The following is a 20,791-nucleotide window of genomic DNA, read 5'->3' as shown; positions in this document are numbered from 1 at the left end:
CCCCCCGCTAGAAAGGCGAATTCACTGTAAAGCTTTTGCTTAAACTGGCAAACCACCACCGATTGCGTCAGTAATGATGGCTGGGTCCAGCATGCTGGTAATCGGCGCCAAAGGCGAATCGGCAGCCATTCCCAGCAAAGGATCAAGAGCTGCATCCAGTGGCGTACCGGTTGTGCCACCCGTAGAACCGCCGCCAGCACCGCCCGCGGCATCGGCCAATGGGCCGAGCACTGCGTCCAAAGGTGTTCCGGTTGGGCCGTCTGTTTCACCACCGCCAGCACCGCCTGCGGCATCGGCCAATGGGCCGAGCAGTGCGTCCAAAGGTGTTCCGGTTGGGCCGTCTGTTTCACCACCGTCAGCACCACCTGCGGCATCACCCAACATGCCCAGTGCATCAGCCAAAGGTTCAGTTACAGCCACAAGAGGAGTTCCTGCCAAAGCGTCCAAAACTGGATCCAGCACAGCATCCAGAGGCGTCCCTGTTGTACCGCCGGTGTCGCCACCGCCGTCGTCACCACCACCATCGCTGCCACCATCACTGTCGCCCACTGTGCCACCACCCGTGGAACTGGTCGGGCCTGAACCTTCGTCATCACTGGAGGAAGCCAACAAGCCCAGGCCGACAGCACCGGCGCCAACGGCGGCCGCTGTGCCACCCATTGAACCGCCGGCGAGAAAACCACCGCCGAACAAACCAAACATGCCGCCCTCAGAACCAGCTTGATCAACACCCTGCAACTCAACCATTTCCGCAAAATCAGGGTCGAGGTTTGCAATGGTCACGCCGTCGTCCGACAAGGCTTCGAAAACCAACGCGGTTTGACCGTTTTTCAATGTGGTGTCCGCAATCACGCTTCCGGTTGGAGCAACCAGCAAATTGCCAATGGGCTCACCGTAACTGTTGGACAAAATAATGGATGCGCGTCCAGAATCGCTGGCAGTGATTACATCGCCAGCCATGATGGAGTCACCAGCGGCCAGGGAACGGGTTTCGCCGTCACGCATGATGCTGACTGGGCCTTCCAACTCATTGACTGAACCAATTACCTGTGTGGACATGTCGCCTCCAAAAATCTATAAGTGTTTGTGTTGTCGAATTTGTAAGTAATACTCTGACAACCCAAATGCGGATTCAAAACTGGTTTGATTTAAATCAGAATCAGTAAAACCGCAGCCAAAACCGCACCCCACACAGCTCCGATCAAGGGCATCATCCATTCATATCGGGAAAATACCGGGCGCAAGGCCTTTTCAAACTCCATGGCAGGCAGGCCAGACAACCGTTCGACAATCACTTCCTCAATTCTCAAGGCATCGTTGAGGTACACGCGCGCTGCCATCAGGTGTGCCTCTAGTTTGCTGGCGAAAATTTTTGCAGCGTCGCGCTTGATGGCCACCCATTGCTCTGCGCCCAAGATAGTGACCAGTAAAGGTTTAATTCCACTGGACTCCAAGTCCATCACCCTTTGCACATGGTAATCAATCAACGATGACAAATTCTTTGCATTGGGTCCACGACAAAGAGCCAATACAATATTCTCGGTGGTCAGAACCTCACGTGCAGCGGTTTGTGCAAACAGTTCAGAAATATGTTTTTGATCGCGGAAGAAGAAACCCGTGAACTTGCCCAAACGAATCGTGCCGTGATCTGGATGGAAAAACAGACTTTCCAGCGCCAGCTCGTTGGCCAGCGCACCGAGTACCACACCCACCACGATCAACCAGTACCATTGAATGCCAAGCAGTGAAATTCCTGCCAGCAACACACCCACCACAAACCCCGCAACCAGCGAAAAACGAATGAGGTAAGCCATGGGGTCTTTACCTGCACTTTTGAACAAATCTACGACCAGGAATGGTTTGCTGGTGACCACATCCAATACCAGTGTTTTAAGGCTAAGGTAGTAGGCGGGCTTCTTTTGTAGATCCAGAATAATCTGCTTGGCCACTTCCGGCACAATGCCGCGAATTCTGAAAATAATTGAATTCTGTAAAAAGCTCGGCAGGCTTTCCCACAATGTCGGCTTGTGTTTGAGCATCACCTCGCGGCAGGCCAGGTCTGCCGTTTCCTGCATGGGTGGAGTCAGGCGATCCGACAAACCTTGAGCAGGAATGCGCTTGATCATTTCATCCAGGGGCAGTAGCTTGTGAGTCATCAAGCGCACAGCTATTTCGGCCATCACCGATTTTTGGTGCGGTACCAAACCCTGCCAGCCCAAGCCCTCAAGGCCCAACTGGTGTAAGCCCAGTTTTCTGAAAAGCGGAATGCGCCAACCCTTGAATTCTTTTGGATTGAACATCAACCAGAGTGCTGCAGCCTGGAAAAACCAGGCCAGAAAGAGTCCGGTTGCTGCCATGGCTAAAAAAACAGCCCATGCAGGAAGCCCCAAATGTAGGAAGGAAAAATCCAAAACGGTCATCCTGAAGTAATTATTAAAATAATTGATCTAATTTCCACCCCCTGAAGGGCAGCTATAGATCGTTATACTGGCGAACGAGACAAGACAGATTAGAAAAAGCCGTCCAAAAAATAGATCGACGACTATATATCTTTATACTTTACCAACAAAAAATAAGATTCTAAGGGGACGCCTTTCATGGATTGGGCAACTATTTACGCTGATGTTCAGCAAAACTACCTCTTTTACCTCTCAATCCCTGTAGTTGCCGCCATCCTTGGTTATGTCACCAAGATCGCCGCGGTCAAAATGATGTTCTACCCCATGAAGTTTGTGGGCATTCCTCCCTTCTTCGGCTGGCAAGGCATTGTGCCGCGCAATGCCCTTCGCATGGCTTCGATTGCTGTCGACACCATTACGACCAAGCTTGTGTCGGTCAATGAAGTGGTTTCCAAACTGGACTCTGAACGTTTGGGCAAGGAGCTGGAAGGCCCTGCAATGGAGGTGATCGAGACCATCATTCGTGAGGTGATGTCCAAACATCAGCCCAGGCTTTGGGAAAGCTTGCCTAACTTTGCGCAGAAGAAGCTGATTGATCGAGTGAAGAAAGATGTGCCGGGTGTCATAGCCAGCGTGATGGAAGACATCAAAGGCAACATCGATGAAATTCTTGACCTAAAGGCTTTGGTGATTCGTATCCTGATGAAGGACAAACACCTGCTGAACCGGATTTTCCAGGAAGTGGGTCGAGAAGAGTTCAAATTCTTCGGTGTGTCAGGCTTGTATTTTGGCTTTATGATTGGCGTGGTTCAGATGGTTCTCTGGATTTTGCTCAAAGAGCCTTGGATCTTGCCCGTGTTCGGTTTTCTGGTGGGTTTTATTTCCGACTGGATCGCACTGAATATTTTGTTCGAACCCAAGAAGCCTATTCCATTCGGCTCTTACACCATTCAGGGCCTGTTTCTCAAACGCCAGCAAAAAGTGGCTGCTGATTACGCAAAAATTATCGCTCGGGATATTCTGACGCCCCAAACCATTATTGGTGAAATGGTGGCGGGCCCCCTTTCCGAGCGTGTTCAAAAAATGGTGGATGAACGTGTGCGCGAGATGGTGGACAGCAAAGCCAGCATTGTGAAACCTTTCGTCGTGATGGCTGTGGGTGCGGAATCATTCCAGCGCATGAAGCAAGACACCTCTGAAATGTTGATGGCGCGCTTGGCCGACGTAATCATGCACGCCGAAACCTATGTTCAAACCTCGCTTGATATCGAGAACGTGGTGGGCAAAAAAATGCAGGCCATGACACCGCTGGAATTCGAAGGACTGTTGCGCCCTGTGTTCAAGCAAGAGGAATGGATTTTGATTATGACCGGTGCCATTTTGGGTGGCCTAGTGGGTGAAGGTCAATTGATGACTATGATCAAGCTGGGCATTATTTAAACGCTGAAGTATCAAAAACAAAAACCCCGGCACTGCCGGGGTTTTTATCTCACTGCATTTAAATCTGCACCCGGGCTTTGGCGAGGCCTGGGTTTTCACGGCCGGTTTCAGCAAACTCCACAAATTCCGACACGCAATTGGCGACCCACTCGGAATGGCTTTGTACAACCCAATGCTGTGCATCAATGTCGCGGCGCCACACGTTGTGAGCATAGGGATAACAAGACTCTACCAGTGCGGTGGTTACAAACTTGTCTTTGGTAGGCACCAGCAATTGCACAGGCACCTCGGTTTGACGCAAGCGCGGGTTACTGATGCGAGGGAGCATGTTGGCACGGTACAAGTTAATGCCGTTCACGCCATCTTTGCGCTGTGTTGGGTTGGCATCGTGTTCTACGCCCTCCATTTTTTTCACAATGCCCGGCCACGCTTTGTCCAAGCCCATTTTCCAGGCGGCCGGTGCCAAAAAAGGCAATTGAAAGGCATACACGTACCAGGAATGCATCAACTGTCCTATCACGTTGCCCAAGGCTTTGCGATTGTTGGCAGCAAAGCTGTTGCGCATCCACATGCCAATGTGGTCAAGACATGGGCCTGAAATGCTGGTGTAGCTGGCAATGCGTGATTTAAGACGATGGTCAGTCACGCTTTCCCAGGTTTGGATGGAGCCCCAATCATGTGCAACCAAATGAACCGGTTGAGTGGGACACACGGCCCGCATGACAGCCTGCAAGTCTTCGGAAAGTTTGCCCAGAGAATAGTCCCACATCCAGCCGGGCTCGGTTGACTTGCCACAGCCGCGCACGTCGTAGGTGACCACATGAAAATGATGCTTCAGAATATCGACAACCGGATCCCACACGCTGCTCGAGTCGGGGTAACCGTGCACGAGAATAATGGTTGGGTTGTGCGGCTCGCCATGGCTGCTCACAGCCAATTCCACGTCGCTTGAATGTACAACCATTTGGCTCATCTGCCGCTGTTTTTCGTTTGTCTCTGTCATGGGTTTTTTGCCCTTATTGGATGTTGTTGTGGTGTACCTTCGACTCCACTTTATAACCCCCATTGAAGCCGTATTCTTTCCAACGGGTTAGAGTGGCAACTCCAAATAAGCAAATAACTAAAAAATAGAATGACTTACAGCGTTTTTTGATGCAGTGCGTTATTATTGGGCCGTTTGAAAAACTTACGAGAATTAAAGCCGCAACCATGTCAAACCTGATTCAAGAACAAGTCACTGAAGTCCATCACTGGAACGACACGCTCTTTAGCTTCAAAACCACGCGAAGCCCTGGGCTGCGTTTTCACAACGGCCACTTCGTGATGATTGGCCTGGAAGTTGAAGGCAAGCCACTGCTACGCGCATACAGCATCGCCAGCGCAAATTACGAGGAGCATCTTGAGTTTTTCAGCATCAAGGTGCCCGATGGCAAACTGACATCCCGCTTGCAGCATTTGAAGGTGGGAGACTCCGTACTGGTGGGTAAAAAGCCCACAGGCACGCTGATTCTTGATGACTTGAAACCCGGCAAAAACCTGTTCATGTTCGGTACCGGCACTGGTTTGGCCCCTTTCATGAGTCTGATCAAAGACCCCGACGTCTATGAGCGCTTTGAGAAAGTAATTTTGGTTCACGGTGTGCGCTACGTGAACGAGTTGGCTTACAGCGAATTCATTACTGAGGAATTGCCCAACAATGAGTTTTTTGGCGACATGGTGCGCGAAAAACTGATTTACTACCCCACCGTGACCCGTGAAGAGTTCAAGAACGTAGGGCGTATTACGACGCTAATGGAAAATGGGGAGCTTTGTAAGGATGTTGGCCTGCCACCCCTGAATCCTGAAACCGACCGCGCCATGATCTGCGGAAGCCCCAGTATGCTGGCAGATATTCGCGGTATTCTGGATGCCAAGGGTTTTGTAGTGTCGCCCGGCGTGGGTGAGCCCGGCGATTACGTATTCGAACGTGCATTCGTGGAAAAGTGATCCGAGATATCCATAAAAAACCGGCGTCAGGATTAATCCTCAACGCCGGTTTTTTTTCAGTTGTAAATCCACCCAACTACTTGGCAGCCGTTTTCTCAGCTTCCAGTTCTTCCAGCAAAGCCTTGGCGTGGCGCATGCTATCCATGGCTGCCGGAAAGCCGCAATACACACTGGCGTGAATGATCAACTCGCGCAGCTCATTTGCGGTAACGCCATTGTTGATCGCACCGCGCATGTGCAGTTTCAATTCATTGGGACGATTCAAGGCGATCAACATGGACACTGTTGCAATACTGCGAATTTTGGGCTCAAGCCCTTCGCGTGGCCACACAGTACCCCAAGCATGCGCTGTGACTATGTCTTGAAGCGGTGCCGCAAAATCATCGGGATTTGATACAGCCTTGGCCACATAGTCGGCACCCAATACCTTGGTGCGCATGGCTTTGCCTGTGTCGTAATTGGCTGGCTTGTTACTTGCCATACTTCTCCCCCAGTTTTTCAATGAATCGATCCACCAGACCGTCAAACATGGTTTTAATAAAACCAGGTGTGGCTGCTTTCAACAACATGGGAACCTTGATGTCCCGCAGCTGCCCATTGATTTCAATTTCAATGTCGACTTGCTTGCCATTCGGCTTGAATTGAAACGCCCCGGAAAGACTTGCATTGCCCACGCCCTCTTTGGCTTTGAAGCTCAAACGTCCGTTGGCTTTGTCCACTTCATAAGTGGCTGCGTAGTGAACTGCATGCGAGACGCCCATGGCGCCGATGGGCTTGAGTTTCCACTCAAAAGTATTCGGACCGAGCTTGTTCAGGCTTTCCAATTTTGGGAAAATTGAGATCAACGGCTCAATGGCTTCCAGGTCGGCCAAAACGGCATCGTAATTCAAGGCCACAGAGGCTGTTTTATCCAGTGAAAGTTTGCTATCCATGTCAAATTCTCCTCAGTTTTAAGGCCGTGCACCGTATGCTGGAGTACACTGCCGGAATAATAATTTGGTTAAATAATACTCATGAGTAACATACCAGCAGATCCACTGTTGCGGATTAAAAAACTATCAGATTCACTCGAAAATAACGAATTTGAAAACACCAGTGCTCTAATTTTTGCGTTCCGCCAAGAGAAAGACCTTTTACGCGATTTACCTGCGGTGTTCGAAGGCGCACTGGAAAGCATCCTTGAGCGCCTGGAGAGCACCGCCATGTTTGGCGGGGAAAGTTGCTCATTCAGTCAAAGTGACTTGCTAGCCGCACTCACCATCTGGCTGGAAAAAGCAAAGTCTTATCTAGAGAAACAACTGGGCATTGTTTAAACGAAGCCCGGTTTTTCAGGTAATTCTCAAACCGTTTTCTGAGCAATCTCTTCTATCAGTTTGTCCAGCTTCTCAAAAGAAACGGGTTTGGTCATGTGCAAGTTCATCCCCGCTTGCGACGACATGGTGATACTTTTGTCGTCCGACAATCCCGACAGGGCACAAATAAAACTGTGTTTCGAAGCGGCGCTCTCGGACCCCCGAATCACTTTCGTGGCCTCATGCCCATCGAGATCCGGCATATCAATGTCCATCAACACCAAGTCAAAACACTGTTTCTCGCACAATTCCACTGCCGGCAAACCGCCAGTGGCTTGCACCACCTGATGCCCTCTTTTGCTCAAATAACGGTCTAGCAGCTTGATATTCATGGGGTGATCGTCTACCACCAGAATACTCAACGCCTTGGAGGGCGATTCGACTGATTTACCCGACTTGGCCGGGCTCAAAGCGGAGGCCAGTGGCAAATTCAAACTGACTGTAAACACCGAGCCAACCCCCAACTCGGAACTGACATCGATACGCCCACCCATTAATTCCACAAGCCCTTTGCAAATAGCCAAGCCCAAACCTGTACCACCATATTGGCGATTGATCTCTCGACTGGCCTGGCTAAACCGTTGAAACAGTTTTTGCAAGGCTGGCTGGCTGATCCCGATTCCGCTGTCAACCACTTCAATAAATACCTCGATTCGCCCTTGCGCGGGTTGCGAGGTCATTAAACGCATTTTTACGTAACCGGTGTCAGTGAACTTCAAAGCATTGGATACCAAATTTTGCACAACCTGTCGCAGCCTGTTGGCATCGCCATGCACAAAGCAAGGGCCGTCAGTCTCATTGACCAGCGAAAATTCCAGGTTCTTTTTGAGAGCCAGGTTGCGGTTGAGTGAATACACCTGACGCACCATGGCATCCAGATCGAATGGCGAAGGATCCAGCTTTAAACCATTGGCCTGGATTCTTGAATACTCAAGCACATCACTCAAAATCAAATGCAGGCTGGTTGCAGAGCTGGAAATATTGCGAACATCACCACGTAACTCTGGATCGTCCAACTGCTCCTCAAGCAACTTTGAAAAACCGATAATGGCATTCAATGGTGTACGCAATTCATGGCTAATGGTCGCCAAAAATTCCGATTTCGCACGATCAGCACTTTCGGCTTGCTCTTTGGCCAGCACCAAATCGCTCACATCAAGACAAACCGCATACATGCTGACTCCCGGCGCTTTTGCTTCGCGCTGCAGTGTCAACTGGAAATATTGTGGCTCTACCCCACTACGCCGCGTGGTTGAAAAAACCAGCGACTCGCGATTGGGAAAGGCCTCCGGGCGCGACAATACAGTACGTATCGCGGCGTGATACTTTGAATCAATGTGCTTGAGAACAAGAGTCCAATCGGCAATGAATTCAGCGCGGCTCAGCGAAAAAAAACGCTCAATAGAGCTGTCTACGTTTTCAACCCGCACCCTGCCCTGCTCGGTCACACTGAACTCGACCACAAAACCGTTCAGGCAGTTCTCGACACTGAGAAAGCGGCGTTTTTCTTCTTCAAAAGCCGCCAACAACATTCGCTGCTGCTGATTCAACCTGTGTACCGTGTTGACCAGTGTTTCGAAAAAGTCATTGCCTGCCAGATAGTCGGGGGTCGCTTCCTGACCGCCCAGGCTCAACAAACTTTCCTTCAGCTGAAAACTCATCCATGCGCGGGTCAATACACTGCCCGCGACATAGGACACCGCCACAACGACAATCAACAGCAGAAGCTGACCAAACCAGGCCAAGTCGCCCAATTGCGTCCAAAATACAATTGAACCGACAACACCGACTGCAAACAACAAACACAGCAATGGGTTCTTGCGCCATGAATCGTCAATGACTTTTGAGACGATCTTGCTCAGAGATGCGGCGCTCGCCGAGGTTGCTTTCAAAAAGATCGCCTTCAAAATTGGCTCAGGCCGAGATAGTTCGGGACAAAAACTCCAGCGATCGCCCCCTGGCCAATGCTGCCGCTTTTTGTTGATACATTGGACGTCCCCAACAATTAAAGCCGTGATCCACATTCGGATAGGTGTGAATTTCCACGCCGTGATTGGAATCAAATGCCGCTTTAATTTGGGAAACAGCTTCCATTGGGATGAAGCCATCTTTCTCGGCAAAGTGCATCAACATTGGAATTTTCGCCTGTGGTGCGCGATCAAGTGCAGTGTGAATACCACCACCGTAATAGCAAATGCTTGCGTCCACAGCACCTGGTGTAGTGCCTACCAGATAAGACAACATGCCACCCATACAAAAACCCAGGCTCGCTACTTTGCCAATGACTTCAGGCCGCGCCTTCAATGCATTGGCAGCGGCACACAAATCCTCAACCGCCTTGGGGAAGTCCATACCCTGCATCAAACCAAATCCTTTTTTGAAACCGGCGTCGTCGTAGCCAATATCTACACCTGCTTCCTGGCGCCAGAATACGTCGGGAGCAAGCACCACAAAGCCATCGCTGGCGTACTGGTCTGCTACTTCACGAATATGCTGATTTACGCCAAAAATTTCTTGAATCAACAAAATACCCGGGCCTTTGCCTGTGGGAGGAAGGGACAGATAAGCACCGAACTGGCCGCCGTCTTTGGCATTGATCGAGATTCTTTGAGACTGCATAAAGCTCCTCTCTGTGTGGACGAAACAAGTGAGCTTGGATTGTAACAGCCTGATATTGTTCGGGCGCACTTTACAAGACTACAAAAAACCACAGAAAAGAAATAATACTGTACACAGTTACAGTGTTTATTGTACAGTTGTTTCCAGGGCGATATAAAAACAGTGAAAGGAGTTTTCAAGATGAGCATCAAGCGATTTACTGTATTTTTTGTGCTGTGGGTATTGGGCTGTGCCTTTGTTTTGGAGCCTGCATTTATTGCACCCTTGTTTGAAACCAGCAGCACGCTAGAGCTGGCTTTTGCCGGAAACCCCGGACAATTGGGTGGTTTGGAATTGAACACAAACAACAGCACTGCGGTAGAATCACTGGATCATTTCAGAGTACTTTGTTTGCTCTACTTTGGCTTGCCTGTTGCTGTTTACCTCGCAACACAGTGGAAGGAACTCTAATTCATCCGTGTTGAATCATGAAGTATGTCGTAGCTGGTTTGTTTAGTGTCATTGCAGGTTTTTTAATACAGGGTTGTGCCGCATCGAATCCATATTTCGACTCAAGCAAACCCCACCATCGACCTGATGGCTTTGTGAACTCGGATGGCACGATTGTTTCAAAACCAATGTCGGATCTGCTTCGTTGGTACCGGGAACGATTCGGCAAAGACCTGCCACCACCTCCCGGCGAATTCATCGCCAGTTATGCCGATTTCCCCCTGAAGGCCTTCGACAAAAGCCAACTTTCCAAATACTCGGAAACCACAGCCACTTGGCTAGGACACGCCACTGTAATGGTTCGTGCAAATGGTTTTACGATGTTGACCGACCCCCACTTTTCGATTCGCGCATTTCCAGTGCAATGGGCTGGACCTTCCCGAAAGGTTCAATCACCAAGCCGTGTTGAAAACCTTCCAAAAATCGATGTTGTGGTGATTAGCCACAGCCACTATGACCACCTGGATCACAACACAGTGGTCAAACTGGCCAAACAACAACCTGATACTCTTTTTCTTGTACCACTTGGCCTTGAGTCACTGCTGAAAAGCTGGGGTGTTGAAAACGTCAAGGAAATGGACTGGTGGGAAACTCACACCATCGGGGAGAATCAGATTACTTTCGTACCGGCATATCACTGGTCAGCGCGTACGCTGACAGACAGAAATAAATCGCTGTGGGGAGGCTGGACGATGAAAAACCCCAAGCTGAACTTCTATTTCTCTGGCGATACCGGCTACAGCAAAGACTTCGAAGAAATTGGAAAACGTTTGGGTCCATTCGACTTCAGCGCAATTGCAGTCGGTGCCTACGAGCCTCGGTGGTTTATGAAAGCACAACACATTAACCCGGATGAGGCCGTGCAAATTCACAAAGATGTTCGTTCATCCAAGTCAATGGGTATCCACTGGGGTACTTTTGAACTGACCGATGAACCTCTCGATCAACCCATTGGCGATTTGAAACTTGCCTTGGAAAAACACAGTGTGCAACCCAGCGACTTTGAGTTACTGGGCCACGGCGACACGATTAATTTACGTTGAAAGTTGAAGAAATTGTAAATGACTTAGATTGTCTGTCTAGGTCAAATCAATTTGTTGAACTGGGGCATACAGTGACGAACCAAGGTCATTGTGAGCAGATCATTCAGCTGGTCGTCGGTGGCTTTGTCGGACAAAAAGTGAAGGCCCGCAAAAGAGGCCCAATTTGTCTCCGACACCCTGAAGGGAGTGTCCTGAATAACCAGAATTTGTGAGCCCGCGGCATACATGTCCAGCAAAGTGCTTTGAATCAAGGCACTTGAACGCTGGAAGCTTGCGCGCACAACCACCAGACCCACATTCAGATTCTCGGCAGCCAACGCCAGTTCCTTGCCAGTTTGACGCGGCAACACTTCATGCTGCCCCCATACTTTTTGAGCGAACGCACAAATTTTGTCCAACAACTGTTTGTTGGGCTCCAGTACCACCACACCGATCGAGTCTTGCGCTGTTGACATCTTGTTCGCCTTTTTGTCTAGGACAACTTGAACTATTTGACCACAAGCCTATGGGCAGAGCAATGCAAATTACTCTATATGCTCAATAAAGATAATTAATATGCAGTGCGATAACCATTAACGCACATTTAGAGCGCGCTAAGGTACAAAGGTTCCTGCTGCTTTGGCGTCAAAGCAGAGTTTTAATTGATAATTTCGGACAAAGGAAAATCGAGTTGTTTCTAGAACTAACTCAAACCCAAATAAGGCTTAAGTAACTCATGCAGGCGCAGCTCAGCCCGCAAGGTTTTCAGGGTGACGAGTACGCCACCAATGCGACGATGCAGAAATATAATTTCCTGCGGAGGTATCTTGAAATGCTTGGACATCATTTTCAATGCTGCAGTTTGACCAACCCGCGCTGGCAAATCGGTGTCGCCAAATCGGTAAGCACCACCGGGGGTGTAAAGCCGATCAGGCACCATGGGGTCAAATGGTTTTCGAAACGGTTCAACAATCAGTTCCGTCAGGTCGCCAAATCCCTCCAGAAATGATTGTGGGGTGCTGGCGTCCATCAAACCAATCTCCAGGACGCCCTGGGCAACCTCGCGCCTGTCCGCCTGAAGTGATCCCCGAACGATGCGTCCGTAGCTTTCCACAAAAGATTTGTCGAAAGGACGGGTTGCCCCGAAATCGAGCGTCACGATTTGGTCGTTTTCACCCTGAGAATCGATGCGGACCCGGTAGTTTCCAAAATGAGGATCGGTCTGAACCAGATTCCAATCGAAAAACTCGGTCACAAACAACTCTGCAAAACTTTTGGCCAAGGCATTTCGGCGGCTTTGCGACAAGGCCTGCACTTCTTTGGAAGACACAGAATATCCAGGTTCATAACGTGTTGTCAGCACGCGCTGGGCGCAAAACTCCGGGTAAACCTTGGGCACTATAAACCGTGAGTTGTTTGCCAACCGGTCGTGAAAAGTTTCCGTGAACTCACGCTCCTGCAGATAATCGCATTCACGAACGAGCATGTCGCGTAGTTCATTGAATACATCGGTCAAATCAAGTGCCTTGGGTGCCAGTCGAGTCGCGGAAATTAACCGGGACAAAGTACGTATATCGGTGTCGATGGCATTGGCCACGCCGGGGTACTGAATCTTGACCACAACCTGTTCACCGGTCGCTTTGATGGTGGCCAGGTGCGCTTGCCCCAAAGATGCAGCAGCAATGGGTTTTCGCTGAATATCGAGCTTTGCAATGGTCTTTTCGCCCAACGCATCAATCAACTGTGGCTCAACAAATGACCAGCTGACTGCCGGCGTGTTGTCCTGAAGTGTGGCCAGCACTTCCACAGCCTCCTCGGGTAGAAAATATTGCCCATACAAAGACAACATTTGCCCCGCCTTCATCACGCTGCCTTTCAAACGACCCAACTCATCGGCCAGTTCTTTGGCTTGAGCGCGGTAGAAGTTTCGGTTGGCCTCGTCTTTGGAATCACCACGACGAAAGAAATTTCGCACGGTGTGGCTGGCAATTTTGGCACCCGCACCCACGCCCATGCGTGTCAAGGCAACGTTGCGTTCGAATGCACCGGTTTTGATGCGATCCATGGTGCTGCCATCGGCATCAGCCTTGGCATTGGCTTCTACGTTGTCGGATTTGTCCTGCTCAGCCATGCTGCGAAAGGTCCTTGCGAATACAAAGTGAGTTGGGCGACATTGTAGTGGCTGGTCGCCCGGTACTGATGAAAAAGCACTCTAAATCGCGGTGCAATTTCACACCAGGTTAGCGCATCAATTTACGCAGTGCTGCGGGCGTAAAGTCTCCTGGCTTAACAGGCACATTGAACTCTGTGGCTGGTTCTTCATTCTGGAATGCGCTGAATACGGATTTACGTGCATTCAAATCATGCTGCACTTCACCAGAGGTGTACAAGCCCGGTGCATCGTACGCCTGCATCAAATAGAGCATTTTGACGCGCCACAGTTCACCTTTGGTGTCGTATTGATCCATCAGGGCAACGTACCAGCTGTCTTCATCAACATACATGGTGCGCTTGGAGTAGATATGCTCTGCGCCCTGCTTCAAGGTGCCTTCGATCACCCAAACCCGGTGCAGCTCAAATCGGGTTAATTCTGGTTTCACGAAAGCATCGTTGATCATGTTGTCGTACTTCAGGCTTTTGTCACTAAGCTTGTAGTTGTTGTAAGGAATGTACATTTCACGCTTGCCCAGCAACTTCCACTCAAAACGTTCAGGCGAACCGTTAAATCCGTAAATGTCGTCCACTGTGCGCAAAGCATCGGTATTTCCGGCCGGGGCAGCGTGCACCAGTTCAGGTGCGCGCAATACTCGCCGCTGGCCAGAATTCACGATCCATGCGTTGCGGGTGTCTTCTTTGAAATTCAGGGTGTCAAGCACCAGCAGGGCTTCACCCGATTGTGCTGAAGGCTTTGTAGACTCGCCAATCAACGCGAACAACAAGGTACTGCCTGCTTTGCCGATGGATGGCGCCCAAGCAATGGTTTGGCTGCTGGCAAATGTAATCGGCTTGCTGCCATTGCCTGCCACAAAGCCCGCGGTGTGCGACCTTAACGTTTGTGCCGGGCGCCGAAGCAAAGTATTCCAGACTGCTTCAAGCCCGTTTTTGGGCTGAGGAAAAGGCACGCTGGTAGATTGCACACCCTCAATCGCCAAACCACCATGCGCCAACTTGGCTTTGCCAGATTCCGTGCTGATGCTCGTCATCATTTCTGAAGAAAAAGCAGCAGTGCGATGCGTTTTATAAACGGGAATACTGTAGTTTGCATAACGTTTGATCAAGGCGATTTGCCCCGCAGGCAAAAATTTTTCATGCTGGGCCAAATTACTTTGATTCACCACAAACAAGGGTTTTTCACCTGCAAATGGATCGACGTAGCCCTTCTTGGGATCAAACCCAGCAGGCGCTTTGGTAAGCCCGCCTGTCCATTCCGGAATAGTACCGGCCGCATTGCCCGCTATTTCAGCACCCAAGGCGTTTACTGAACCTGTCTGAGCCATTGCTACCGTGCCGCTGAGCGCAAAGCACACTGCCGAGGCCAACATGCCTCGCAATAATTCAAATCGCATTTTGTCTCCTGCTGGTGGTTCTGATTTTTTGTTGTGCGTCTACTTTACCGCACTGGCAGGGCGCGCAAACAAGATGCGACAAAAGTCTGCACCTTTGCCTGAACACGCAGGTATTTGCTGAGCAAAGTCGCTGGGCTTGAGTACCTGGCAGGCCATACCCAAATTTTCCATACTCAATTGCAAATGACCGGCTGTCTCAAAATGAAGATGCACTTTGCCACGAACGAAGATACCAAGCCCGGCAACAAAAGCCTGCGCGAGGGGATCTGAATTTTGGGCTTGCAAGTGAATATCGGAAAGATAGGCCCCTTGCGGGAACTGAGCCAAAGTTGAAGAGATTCGGGCCCACAGGTTCAACACGGAATCTTTGTCAAAATAATTCAACAATCCTTCTGTCACCACAACCAAACCTTGGCTGGTATCCAACTGCATGGCCAAACCATCCAGGCTGTGTGCGCCCTGCTCTGCAAAAGCATCGACTACTTTGACGTGATGATTGGGGCACGCACGCAGCCGGGTAGCCAGTAACTTTCTCTTTTGGGCAACCATGCCTGGCAAGTCGGCTTCAATGTAAGTAATTTTGTCGCCGTAACGCTCAACGAAACGACTGCCGCGGGGCGACAAACCCGCTGCAATCTCAATGATTTGAGTGGCTTTGCCCGATTCAATCAGTTCAGTCAGATGGTGATCGATGAGATCATGCCGGGCCAGCAAAAAATCCTCCAGTGTCGGCCCACCGAAGCTTCTGGACACAAACATGGAAGGTGCCAGCGCCATGTGAAGCGCACTGGCCGGCATGGATTTAAGTTCGGGAATGGATCGACCTGTGGATTGCCAAACCTGCCCCGTGTACAAGGCCGTGGGACTTATACGGGCTGCAGAAAGCCACTGCGAGGCAAGTTTTTTAACCATGAGATCCTTTACACGATTGAATGTTCAAGCAAGGTTTCCAGGGGCACAATTTCCAACGCAGTTTGATTGGTGCCCTCCAGATACACTGGTGGAGCAATACCCGCTTCATAGGCCTCCAGCCAGCGGCTGGCACATACGCACCAACGGTCTCCAGGCTTCAGCCCGGCAAAACGATACTGGGGCATGGGGCTGATAAGATCGTTGCACATGCGCAACTGGAACTCCAGAAATTCCTGAGTGACCTTTGCACACACGACGTGACGACCCAAATCGTTGGGGCCAGTGCTGCAACAGCCATCTCGCATAAAACCGGTAAGGGGCGCATAGGAACAGGCGAGCAAGGGGCCGCCAAGCACGTTTTTATCTTGTTTCACAGTGACTTTCGACATGAGTTATTTTGAACCGGGAACAGGCACAACAGCCATGGTGAGTCGGGAAATACAACTGAGTTTTCCGCTGTCATCATGTAACTCAATACTCCAGACTTGAGAACTTTTGCCGGCATGCCACAATTTGGCAGTGCCTGTTACTTTGCCGCTTCTAACGCCACGCAAATGGTTGGCGTTGACCTCTTGCCCAACACAATAAAATTTGCTGTTGTCGACCATCAAATTGGCCGCGATGCTGCCCAGGGTTTCAGCCAGCACCACATTTGCCCCGCCGTGAACCAGCCCAAATGGCTGAAATGTACGACTATCGGCTGGCATGGTACCGCGAATGTAGTCAGGCCCTACTTCGGTGATTTCAATGCCCATGGCCTCACAGGCTGTGTTTTTACACATGGCATTCATGTTTTCCAGATCGGGCGTGGAAAACCAAATGGGTTGTTGATCTTTTTGCATGGCTGCGAAGTCTCTTTAAGTTTAATTTGTGTCCTATTTTAGGCATGCAATTTAAACTTTTGGAGCGGCCTCGATTAGTTTGGCCACTGTATTGGACAAATTCAGGGCAGTTTCTTCTTTCAATCGATGGCAATTGGCATACAAATCAGCCTCGATGGAGAAAAAACCAGTACCCACATGGGCCAGCGCGATCACATTGCCGCTGGCACAAGGCGCCAAGGCCATGGCATGACCGTCGAATGCGTCCAGCAGGCGTTGTTTACTTTGAGTGGAATCTTTCTGATTGCTTAACAGATTCGCCACAAAATACCCCTGCTCGCTCAACAAGGCTTTGCAGTTCAAGTAAAACGCAGTTGAATTCAAGGGGCCAACTTTGGCTTTGCCATCGAAACCATCCACCATGATCAAATCAAATTGACGGTCAGTTTTGCTCACTGCACTGGCCATGTAGTCGGCACCGCAATTCACTTCAACCTGAAAGTTCGGGGATAAGGGCGGCAGCTTGAAATGCATTTGTGCAGCCGCAACCACTGCGTGTGATATTTCCACCACGGTAATTTTGCAACTGGGCCTGTGCTTGTGTAAAAACTTGGGCAGTGCACCCACCCCCAAACCCACGAACAGGGCATTGCGCGGCCAGTTTGCTTCGGGGTTCAAGAGTAACGGGGCCATCATTTCACGGGTGTATTCAAGCTCGAGCGCATACGGCCTTGCGATTCGCATGGCCCCTTGCACCCAGTCACTGCCAAAATGAAGTTGGCGAACGCCCTTTTCTTCGCTGATCAATATGTCCATAGGGCGCAAGAATAACCGAATTATTCGAACAGGGCTTGCCCCATGAACACACGGCTTCCTTCAGTCAGGCCCTGCGCCAGATTCCAGTGTGGTGGCACCAGCAATACAATGGTTGAACCGTGCTCAAACCACCCCAGCTCTTCACCTTTGTGAATGGGGGTGTGGGTACGCACACGTTGAGGCCCGCGGTCGTTTTGATTGAATACACGGCCAGTGCAGTGCAAACGAATGCCAGCCACTAATATTGCCGCCACCGGCACAATTGCGAACGGCTCACCTTGTGCGGTTTTACCGCTTAACACCGCCCTTTCATTTTTACAAAACAGTTTTTCTACCCGCTTCAGTGCCACTGGGTTCACATTCCAGGTGTCCCCGTGAATGTAATCCACTTGCTCCACCACCCCATCCAGTGGCGAATGCATTCGATGATACATGCTAGCCGTAATCCGAATGGTGAGGTATCGATGACCATGGAATTTCATGGCCAATACAGGGTCTACCAGTAGCTCTTCTATGGCGTAAGGGAAGCCTTTTACTTGGAGCAGACTGCCGTTCTCAACCAAGCCATGGGCACCCAGAATTCCATCGCAGGGGCAGGTGCCAAGGGCATTCGTCGCCACTGGCCGCATACCCGGCTTGAGTGCGCGAGTGAAGCAATCGTGAATGGAGTTGAATTGCTGCTTTTGCGCTTCGTGCAAGCTTAAATCTGCAAAATGGCGCCACAGCCACAAGGCTGGTTGTGCAAACCACGGGTGTTTGATTTTGCTGACCTTGCCCATCAACCAGGAGCTGAACAAGCGGGGAATTCGATTGGTCAACATGAAGTTGGCACTTTCCTGCAACTGAATGCGGGACGCTTGAAGCGCAGAAGTTGCCTGTGTATTTTTTTGCAATTTAATCAGCCTGTCACCGAGATGGCGTACAACCATACCTGTTGTATTTGACAGAAATGTGTATGAACCTTGACAGCCTGACTTTACTGCTTGGCGCCAGCGCCAGCGCATACCTTGTATTGAAAGCACATCGCCGACTCCAATTGTCGCGCGCAAAACACCCCGGCCTGAGTGGGCATGTACGCATGGCCAAGCGTGTGTCGAAGCTGATACCGCATTACAGCCTGGAAGCAGATTCATTTTTCAATTGTGACGGTGCCGATGATTTGCTCGTCGAGAAACGTCGCAAGGGCTTTCAAAGCTTGTCACAAGATTTGCTGAGACGGGCCCCGCAAGGCAAACGTTTGCTGGAACAAGCAATCAGCAGTATTTCTGACGCGCAATTTACGCACAAGTACCGTGTGCCCTTTCAATTCAGAAACATGGTCAATGAGAACCTTTTGCCGGCGCTGTTTCTCAGTAAATCGGAAGGGGTTCATCTGTGGGATATCGACGGCAATGAGTACATTGATGTGACTGGTGCCTACGGTACAAACCTGTTGGGCTACGACACCTACAAAAGCTTTATACGGCAGGCGGCTGTTGACATGGACCAGCTTGGCCCGGTGCTTGGCCCCTACCACCCAGTGGTGCTGGACAACACACGCCGAATTCTGGCCTTGGCTGGTCAGGACGAAATTTCATATCACATGAGTGGTACGGAAGCCGTGATGCAGGCCGTGCGCCTTGCGCAATACCACACTGGCCGCCAACGCATTGTGCGTTTTGCCGGCGCCTATCATGGTTGGTGGGGCGATGTTCAGCCTGGAATTGGCAACCCTGTGAACGCGAACAGAACATTGACATTGCAGGAGATGAGCCAACGCACATTGCATGTGCTGGCCAGCCGAAAGGACATTGCCTGCGTACTGGTGAATCCGCTGCAAGCCTTGCACCCCAACACCAATGCGCCGGGCGATTCAGCCCTGATCAGCAGTGGTCGCAAAGCGAGTTATGACAAAGAGGCTTATACCCAATGGTTGAAGCAACTTCGACAGGTGTGCACAGAAAATGGAATCGTGTTGATTCTTGATGAAGTGTTTTTGGGTTTCCGCTTGGCCAAAGGTGGCGCACAGGATTATTTTGGTGTGCGTGCCGACATGGTGACCTATGGCAAAACATTGGGCGGAGGCTTGCCTGTGGGTGTGTTGTGCGGCAAGGCCGAGTTGATGAAGCGCTATCGCAACAACAAGCCAGCAGACATCTGCTTTGCACGGGGCACATTCAATTCTCACCCTTATGTGATGCAAACCATGAACCTGTTTTTGAAGCACATCGACAGCGTTGAAATAGAACGGATGTATCAGAATGTGGACACTGCGTGGAATACACGACGCGCGGCATTGAACAAACGACTGACGGAGCTGGAATTGCCCGTTGAAGTACAAAACATGACTTCAATATTCACGATTTTGTACAACACGCCGTCGCGCTTTAACTGGATGTTTCAGTTTTACCTGTTGCAAGCTGGCGTGATGCTGAGTTGGGTTGGGTCGGGGCGAATGATTTTCAGCCACAACTACACCGATGCAGACTTTGATGTATTTTGTGACCGCTTTATTCAAGCAGCCCGTTGCATGCAGGCCGACGGATGGTGGGACACCAGCGAGGCCTGCAACAGCAACAAGAAGATTCAGCGGCGGGTACTAAAAGAAACCTGGCGTGCCTTGACATCGTCCATGGGATCAATCAGCTGACCTTTGAGCAGATAGAACGGCGACTTGTAATAAATCTTCACGTCATGGAATGGGTCGGTGATAATTTTCAGGGCCCAAACCAAACCTGTTTCGATGTCACGAATGAAGAACAGGTGAATGGTTCTAAACACCAAACCACCCAAGCCCAGCCACAACCACGATTCACCCACACTGCGCACAAAGCTGGTCATGTCTGCACCAGTGGGAGACAATCCGAAGGTAGACGGGCTAAACCAGATCAAAATCGGCAAGGCACCCCAAATGCTCAGCAAGATAACTTTGCGGCGCAGGTTGTAGCCCACTTTGATGTCTTCTTTGTGATCGTGCGTGGCATCGTTCACATAGTCGTAGGTTTTGGGCTCGAAAAAGAAATGACCGATTTGGCGACTTGTCATGGCCACCAACCATGCCACCAAGGCTGCGGATACTGGATCGATAAACAACAATACGTAGCCAAACAGGAAAGACAGCGCGCTGAGCAAGTGCAGGCTTTGATTGATACGGCTGTGGTGATAATAGCGGTGGTCGTCCCAGCGCTGTTCGTGCAAAGTCTCGAAGATTTTTTTCATTTAGGCGATACAAGGAAGTGTTGAAAAAGTACTAACTTCCCTTTATGCCAGTGTGATGTTGCGGTTTTGTGTCGAATCATCGCAATTGTCTTCTCAACCAGCGCGAATCCCAATCATTCGCCAGAAAACCTGTATTTCCCTTTTTGATATTCACCCTGACTCACCTCGCTC

The 20,791-nt window shown here is 50.3% G+C and carries 22 protein-coding genes; 6 read left to right on the top strand and 16 right to left on the bottom strand.

What is annotated here, in order from left to right; translation table 11 throughout:
• Window positions 1-39 precede the first annotated feature (39 nt).
• The gene (locus B4N58_RS12985) at window positions 40-1,059 is read right to left on the bottom strand and encodes a hypothetical protein (protein ID WP_291750101.1); all 1,020 of its coding nucleotides are present in this window, start codon (window positions 1,057-1,059) and stop codon (window positions 40-42) included.
• Between the two features lie 89 nt (window positions 1,060-1,148).
• Window positions 1,149-2,357, bottom strand: a complete 1,209-nt coding sequence (locus B4N58_RS12980) for a DUF445 domain-containing protein (protein WP_291750098.1) — start codon at window positions 2,355-2,357, stop codon at window positions 1,149-1,151.
• Between the two features lie 240 nt (window positions 2,358-2,597).
• Between B4N58_RS12980 and B4N58_RS12975 the strand changes: the two genes are divergently transcribed.
• Window positions 2,598-3,839, top strand: a complete 1,242-nt coding sequence (locus B4N58_RS12975) for a DUF445 domain-containing protein (RefSeq protein WP_291750094.1) — start codon at window positions 2,598-2,600, stop codon at window positions 3,837-3,839.
• A 58-nt stretch (window positions 3,840-3,897) separates the two neighbouring features.
• Here the strand turns inward: B4N58_RS12975 and B4N58_RS12970 are convergent, their stop codons facing one another.
• The gene (locus B4N58_RS12970) at window positions 3,898-4,842 is read right to left on the bottom strand and encodes an alpha/beta fold hydrolase (protein WP_291750091.1); all 945 of its coding nucleotides are present in this window, start codon (window positions 4,840-4,842) and stop codon (window positions 3,898-3,900) included.
• A gap of 206 nt (window positions 4,843-5,048) precedes the next feature.
• Between B4N58_RS12970 and B4N58_RS12965 the strand changes: the two genes are divergently transcribed.
• Window positions 5,049-5,825, top strand: a complete 777-nt coding sequence (locus B4N58_RS12965; protein WP_008250838.1) for a ferredoxin--NADP reductase — start codon at window positions 5,049-5,051, stop codon at window positions 5,823-5,825.
• Between the two features lie 76 nt (window positions 5,826-5,901).
• On the opposite strand, the gene B4N58_RS12960 is transcribed toward B4N58_RS12965, so the two are convergent.
• On the bottom strand, window positions 5,902-6,306 hold the full coding sequence (locus B4N58_RS12960; protein ID WP_275270783.1) for a carboxymuconolactone decarboxylase family protein: 405 nt from the start codon (window positions 6,304-6,306) through the stop codon (window positions 5,902-5,904).
• Window positions 6,296-6,757, bottom strand: coding sequence for a hypothetical protein (locus B4N58_RS12955; RefSeq protein WP_008250840.1), 462 nt, complete (start codon window positions 6,755-6,757; stop codon window positions 6,296-6,298). Before B4N58_RS12955 ends, B4N58_RS12960 begins: the two co-directional genes overlap by 11 nt.
• A 108-nt stretch (window positions 6,758-6,865) precedes the next feature.
• Between B4N58_RS12955 and B4N58_RS12950 the strand changes: the two genes are divergently transcribed.
• Window positions 6,866-7,138, top strand: a complete 273-nt coding sequence (locus tag B4N58_RS12950; RefSeq protein WP_291750084.1) for a hypothetical protein — start codon at window positions 6,866-6,868, stop codon at window positions 7,136-7,138.
• Between the two features lie 26 nt (window positions 7,139-7,164).
• On the opposite strand, the gene B4N58_RS12945 is transcribed toward B4N58_RS12950, so the two are convergent.
• Entirely contained in the window at window positions 7,165-9,069 is a 1,905-nt protein-coding gene (locus B4N58_RS12945; RefSeq protein WP_291750082.1) for a hybrid sensor histidine kinase/response regulator, read from the bottom strand.
• Window positions 9,070-9,091: 22 nt separating this feature from the next.
• The gene (locus tag B4N58_RS12940; RefSeq protein WP_008250848.1) at window positions 9,092-9,796 is read right to left on the bottom strand and encodes a dienelactone hydrolase family protein; all 705 of its coding nucleotides are present in this window, start codon (window positions 9,794-9,796) and stop codon (window positions 9,092-9,094) included.
• A 180-nt stretch (window positions 9,797-9,976) separates the two neighbouring features.
• Here B4N58_RS12940 and B4N58_RS12935 point away from each other — a divergent pair, with 180 nt between their 5' ends.
• Together B4N58_RS12935 and B4N58_RS12930 are read left to right on the top strand one after the other, a co-directional pair.
• The gene (locus tag B4N58_RS12935) at window positions 9,977-10,246 is read left to right on the top strand and encodes a hypothetical protein (RefSeq protein ID WP_008250850.1); all 270 of its coding nucleotides are present in this window, start codon (window positions 9,977-9,979) and stop codon (window positions 10,244-10,246) included.
• 17 nt (window positions 10,247-10,263) lie between these two features.
• The gene (locus B4N58_RS12930) at window positions 10,264-11,328 is read left to right on the top strand and encodes an MBL fold metallo-hydrolase (protein ID WP_008250856.1); all 1,065 of its coding nucleotides are present in this window, start codon (window positions 10,264-10,266) and stop codon (window positions 11,326-11,328) included.
• Between the two features lie 41 nt (window positions 11,329-11,369).
• On the opposite strand, the gene B4N58_RS12925 is transcribed toward B4N58_RS12930, so the two are convergent.
• From B4N58_RS12925 to asd, 8 genes are all read right to left on the bottom strand, one after another.
• Entirely contained in the window at window positions 11,370-11,783 is a 414-nt protein-coding gene (locus B4N58_RS12925) for a hypothetical protein (protein ID WP_008250868.1), read from the bottom strand.
• A gap of 227 nt (window positions 11,784-12,010) precedes the next feature.
• Entirely contained in the window at window positions 12,011-13,438 is a 1,428-nt protein-coding gene (locus B4N58_RS12920) for an ABC1 kinase family protein (RefSeq protein ID WP_291750075.1), read from the bottom strand.
• Between the two features lie 109 nt (window positions 13,439-13,547).
• Window positions 13,548-14,873, bottom strand: coding sequence for a DUF1329 domain-containing protein (locus B4N58_RS12915; RefSeq protein ID WP_291750073.1), 1,326 nt, complete (start codon window positions 14,871-14,873; stop codon window positions 13,548-13,550).
• Window positions 14,874-14,912: 39 nt separating this feature from the next.
• The gene (locus tag B4N58_RS12910) at window positions 14,913-15,785 is read right to left on the bottom strand and encodes a class I SAM-dependent methyltransferase (protein ID WP_050771212.1); all 873 of its coding nucleotides are present in this window, start codon (window positions 15,783-15,785) and stop codon (window positions 14,913-14,915) included.
• 8 nt (window positions 15,786-15,793) lie between these two features.
• Window positions 15,794-16,174: a DUF2237 family protein gene (locus B4N58_RS12905; protein ID WP_291750071.1), complete on the bottom strand. Its 381-nt coding sequence runs from the start codon at window positions 16,172-16,174 to the stop codon at window positions 15,794-15,796.
• Between the two features lie 3 nt (window positions 16,175-16,177).
• Window positions 16,178-16,627: a hotdog fold thioesterase gene (locus B4N58_RS12900; RefSeq protein WP_291750068.1), complete on the bottom strand. Its 450-nt coding sequence runs from the start codon at window positions 16,625-16,627 to the stop codon at window positions 16,178-16,180.
• Between the two features lie 51 nt (window positions 16,628-16,678).
• Window positions 16,679-17,422, bottom strand: coding sequence for a hypothetical protein (locus B4N58_RS12895; RefSeq protein WP_291750066.1), 744 nt, complete (start codon window positions 17,420-17,422; stop codon window positions 16,679-16,681).
• Window positions 17,423-17,442: 20 nt separating this feature from the next.
• The gene (gene asd / locus B4N58_RS12890) at window positions 17,443-18,315 is read right to left on the bottom strand and encodes an archaetidylserine decarboxylase (protein ID WP_291750063.1); all 873 of its coding nucleotides are present in this window, start codon (window positions 18,313-18,315) and stop codon (window positions 17,443-17,445) included.
• Between the two features lie 62 nt (window positions 18,316-18,377).
• On the opposite strand from asd, the gene B4N58_RS12885 reads away from it, so the two are divergent.
• The gene (locus tag B4N58_RS12885; protein ID WP_291750060.1) at window positions 18,378-20,051 is read left to right on the top strand and encodes an aminotransferase class III-fold pyridoxal phosphate-dependent enzyme; all 1,674 of its coding nucleotides are present in this window, start codon (window positions 18,378-18,380) and stop codon (window positions 20,049-20,051) included.
• Here the strand turns inward: B4N58_RS12885 and B4N58_RS12880 are convergent.
• On the bottom strand, window positions 19,988-20,620 hold the full coding sequence (locus tag B4N58_RS12880) for a hypothetical protein (protein ID WP_171099252.1): 633 nt from the start codon (window positions 20,618-20,620) through the stop codon (window positions 19,988-19,990). The two genes, B4N58_RS12885 and B4N58_RS12880, sit on opposite strands and share 64 nt — an antisense overlap.
• Between the last annotated feature and the right edge of the window lie 171 nt (window positions 20,621-20,791).

It is taken from the genome of Limnobacter sp. UBA3528 (assembly GCF_002377005.1).
Lineage (GTDB): Bacteria > Pseudomonadota > Gammaproteobacteria > Burkholderiales > Burkholderiaceae_B > Limnobacter.
Note: the sequence above shows the minus strand (reverse complement) of the source record. Positions and strands in the feature narration are given on the sequence as shown.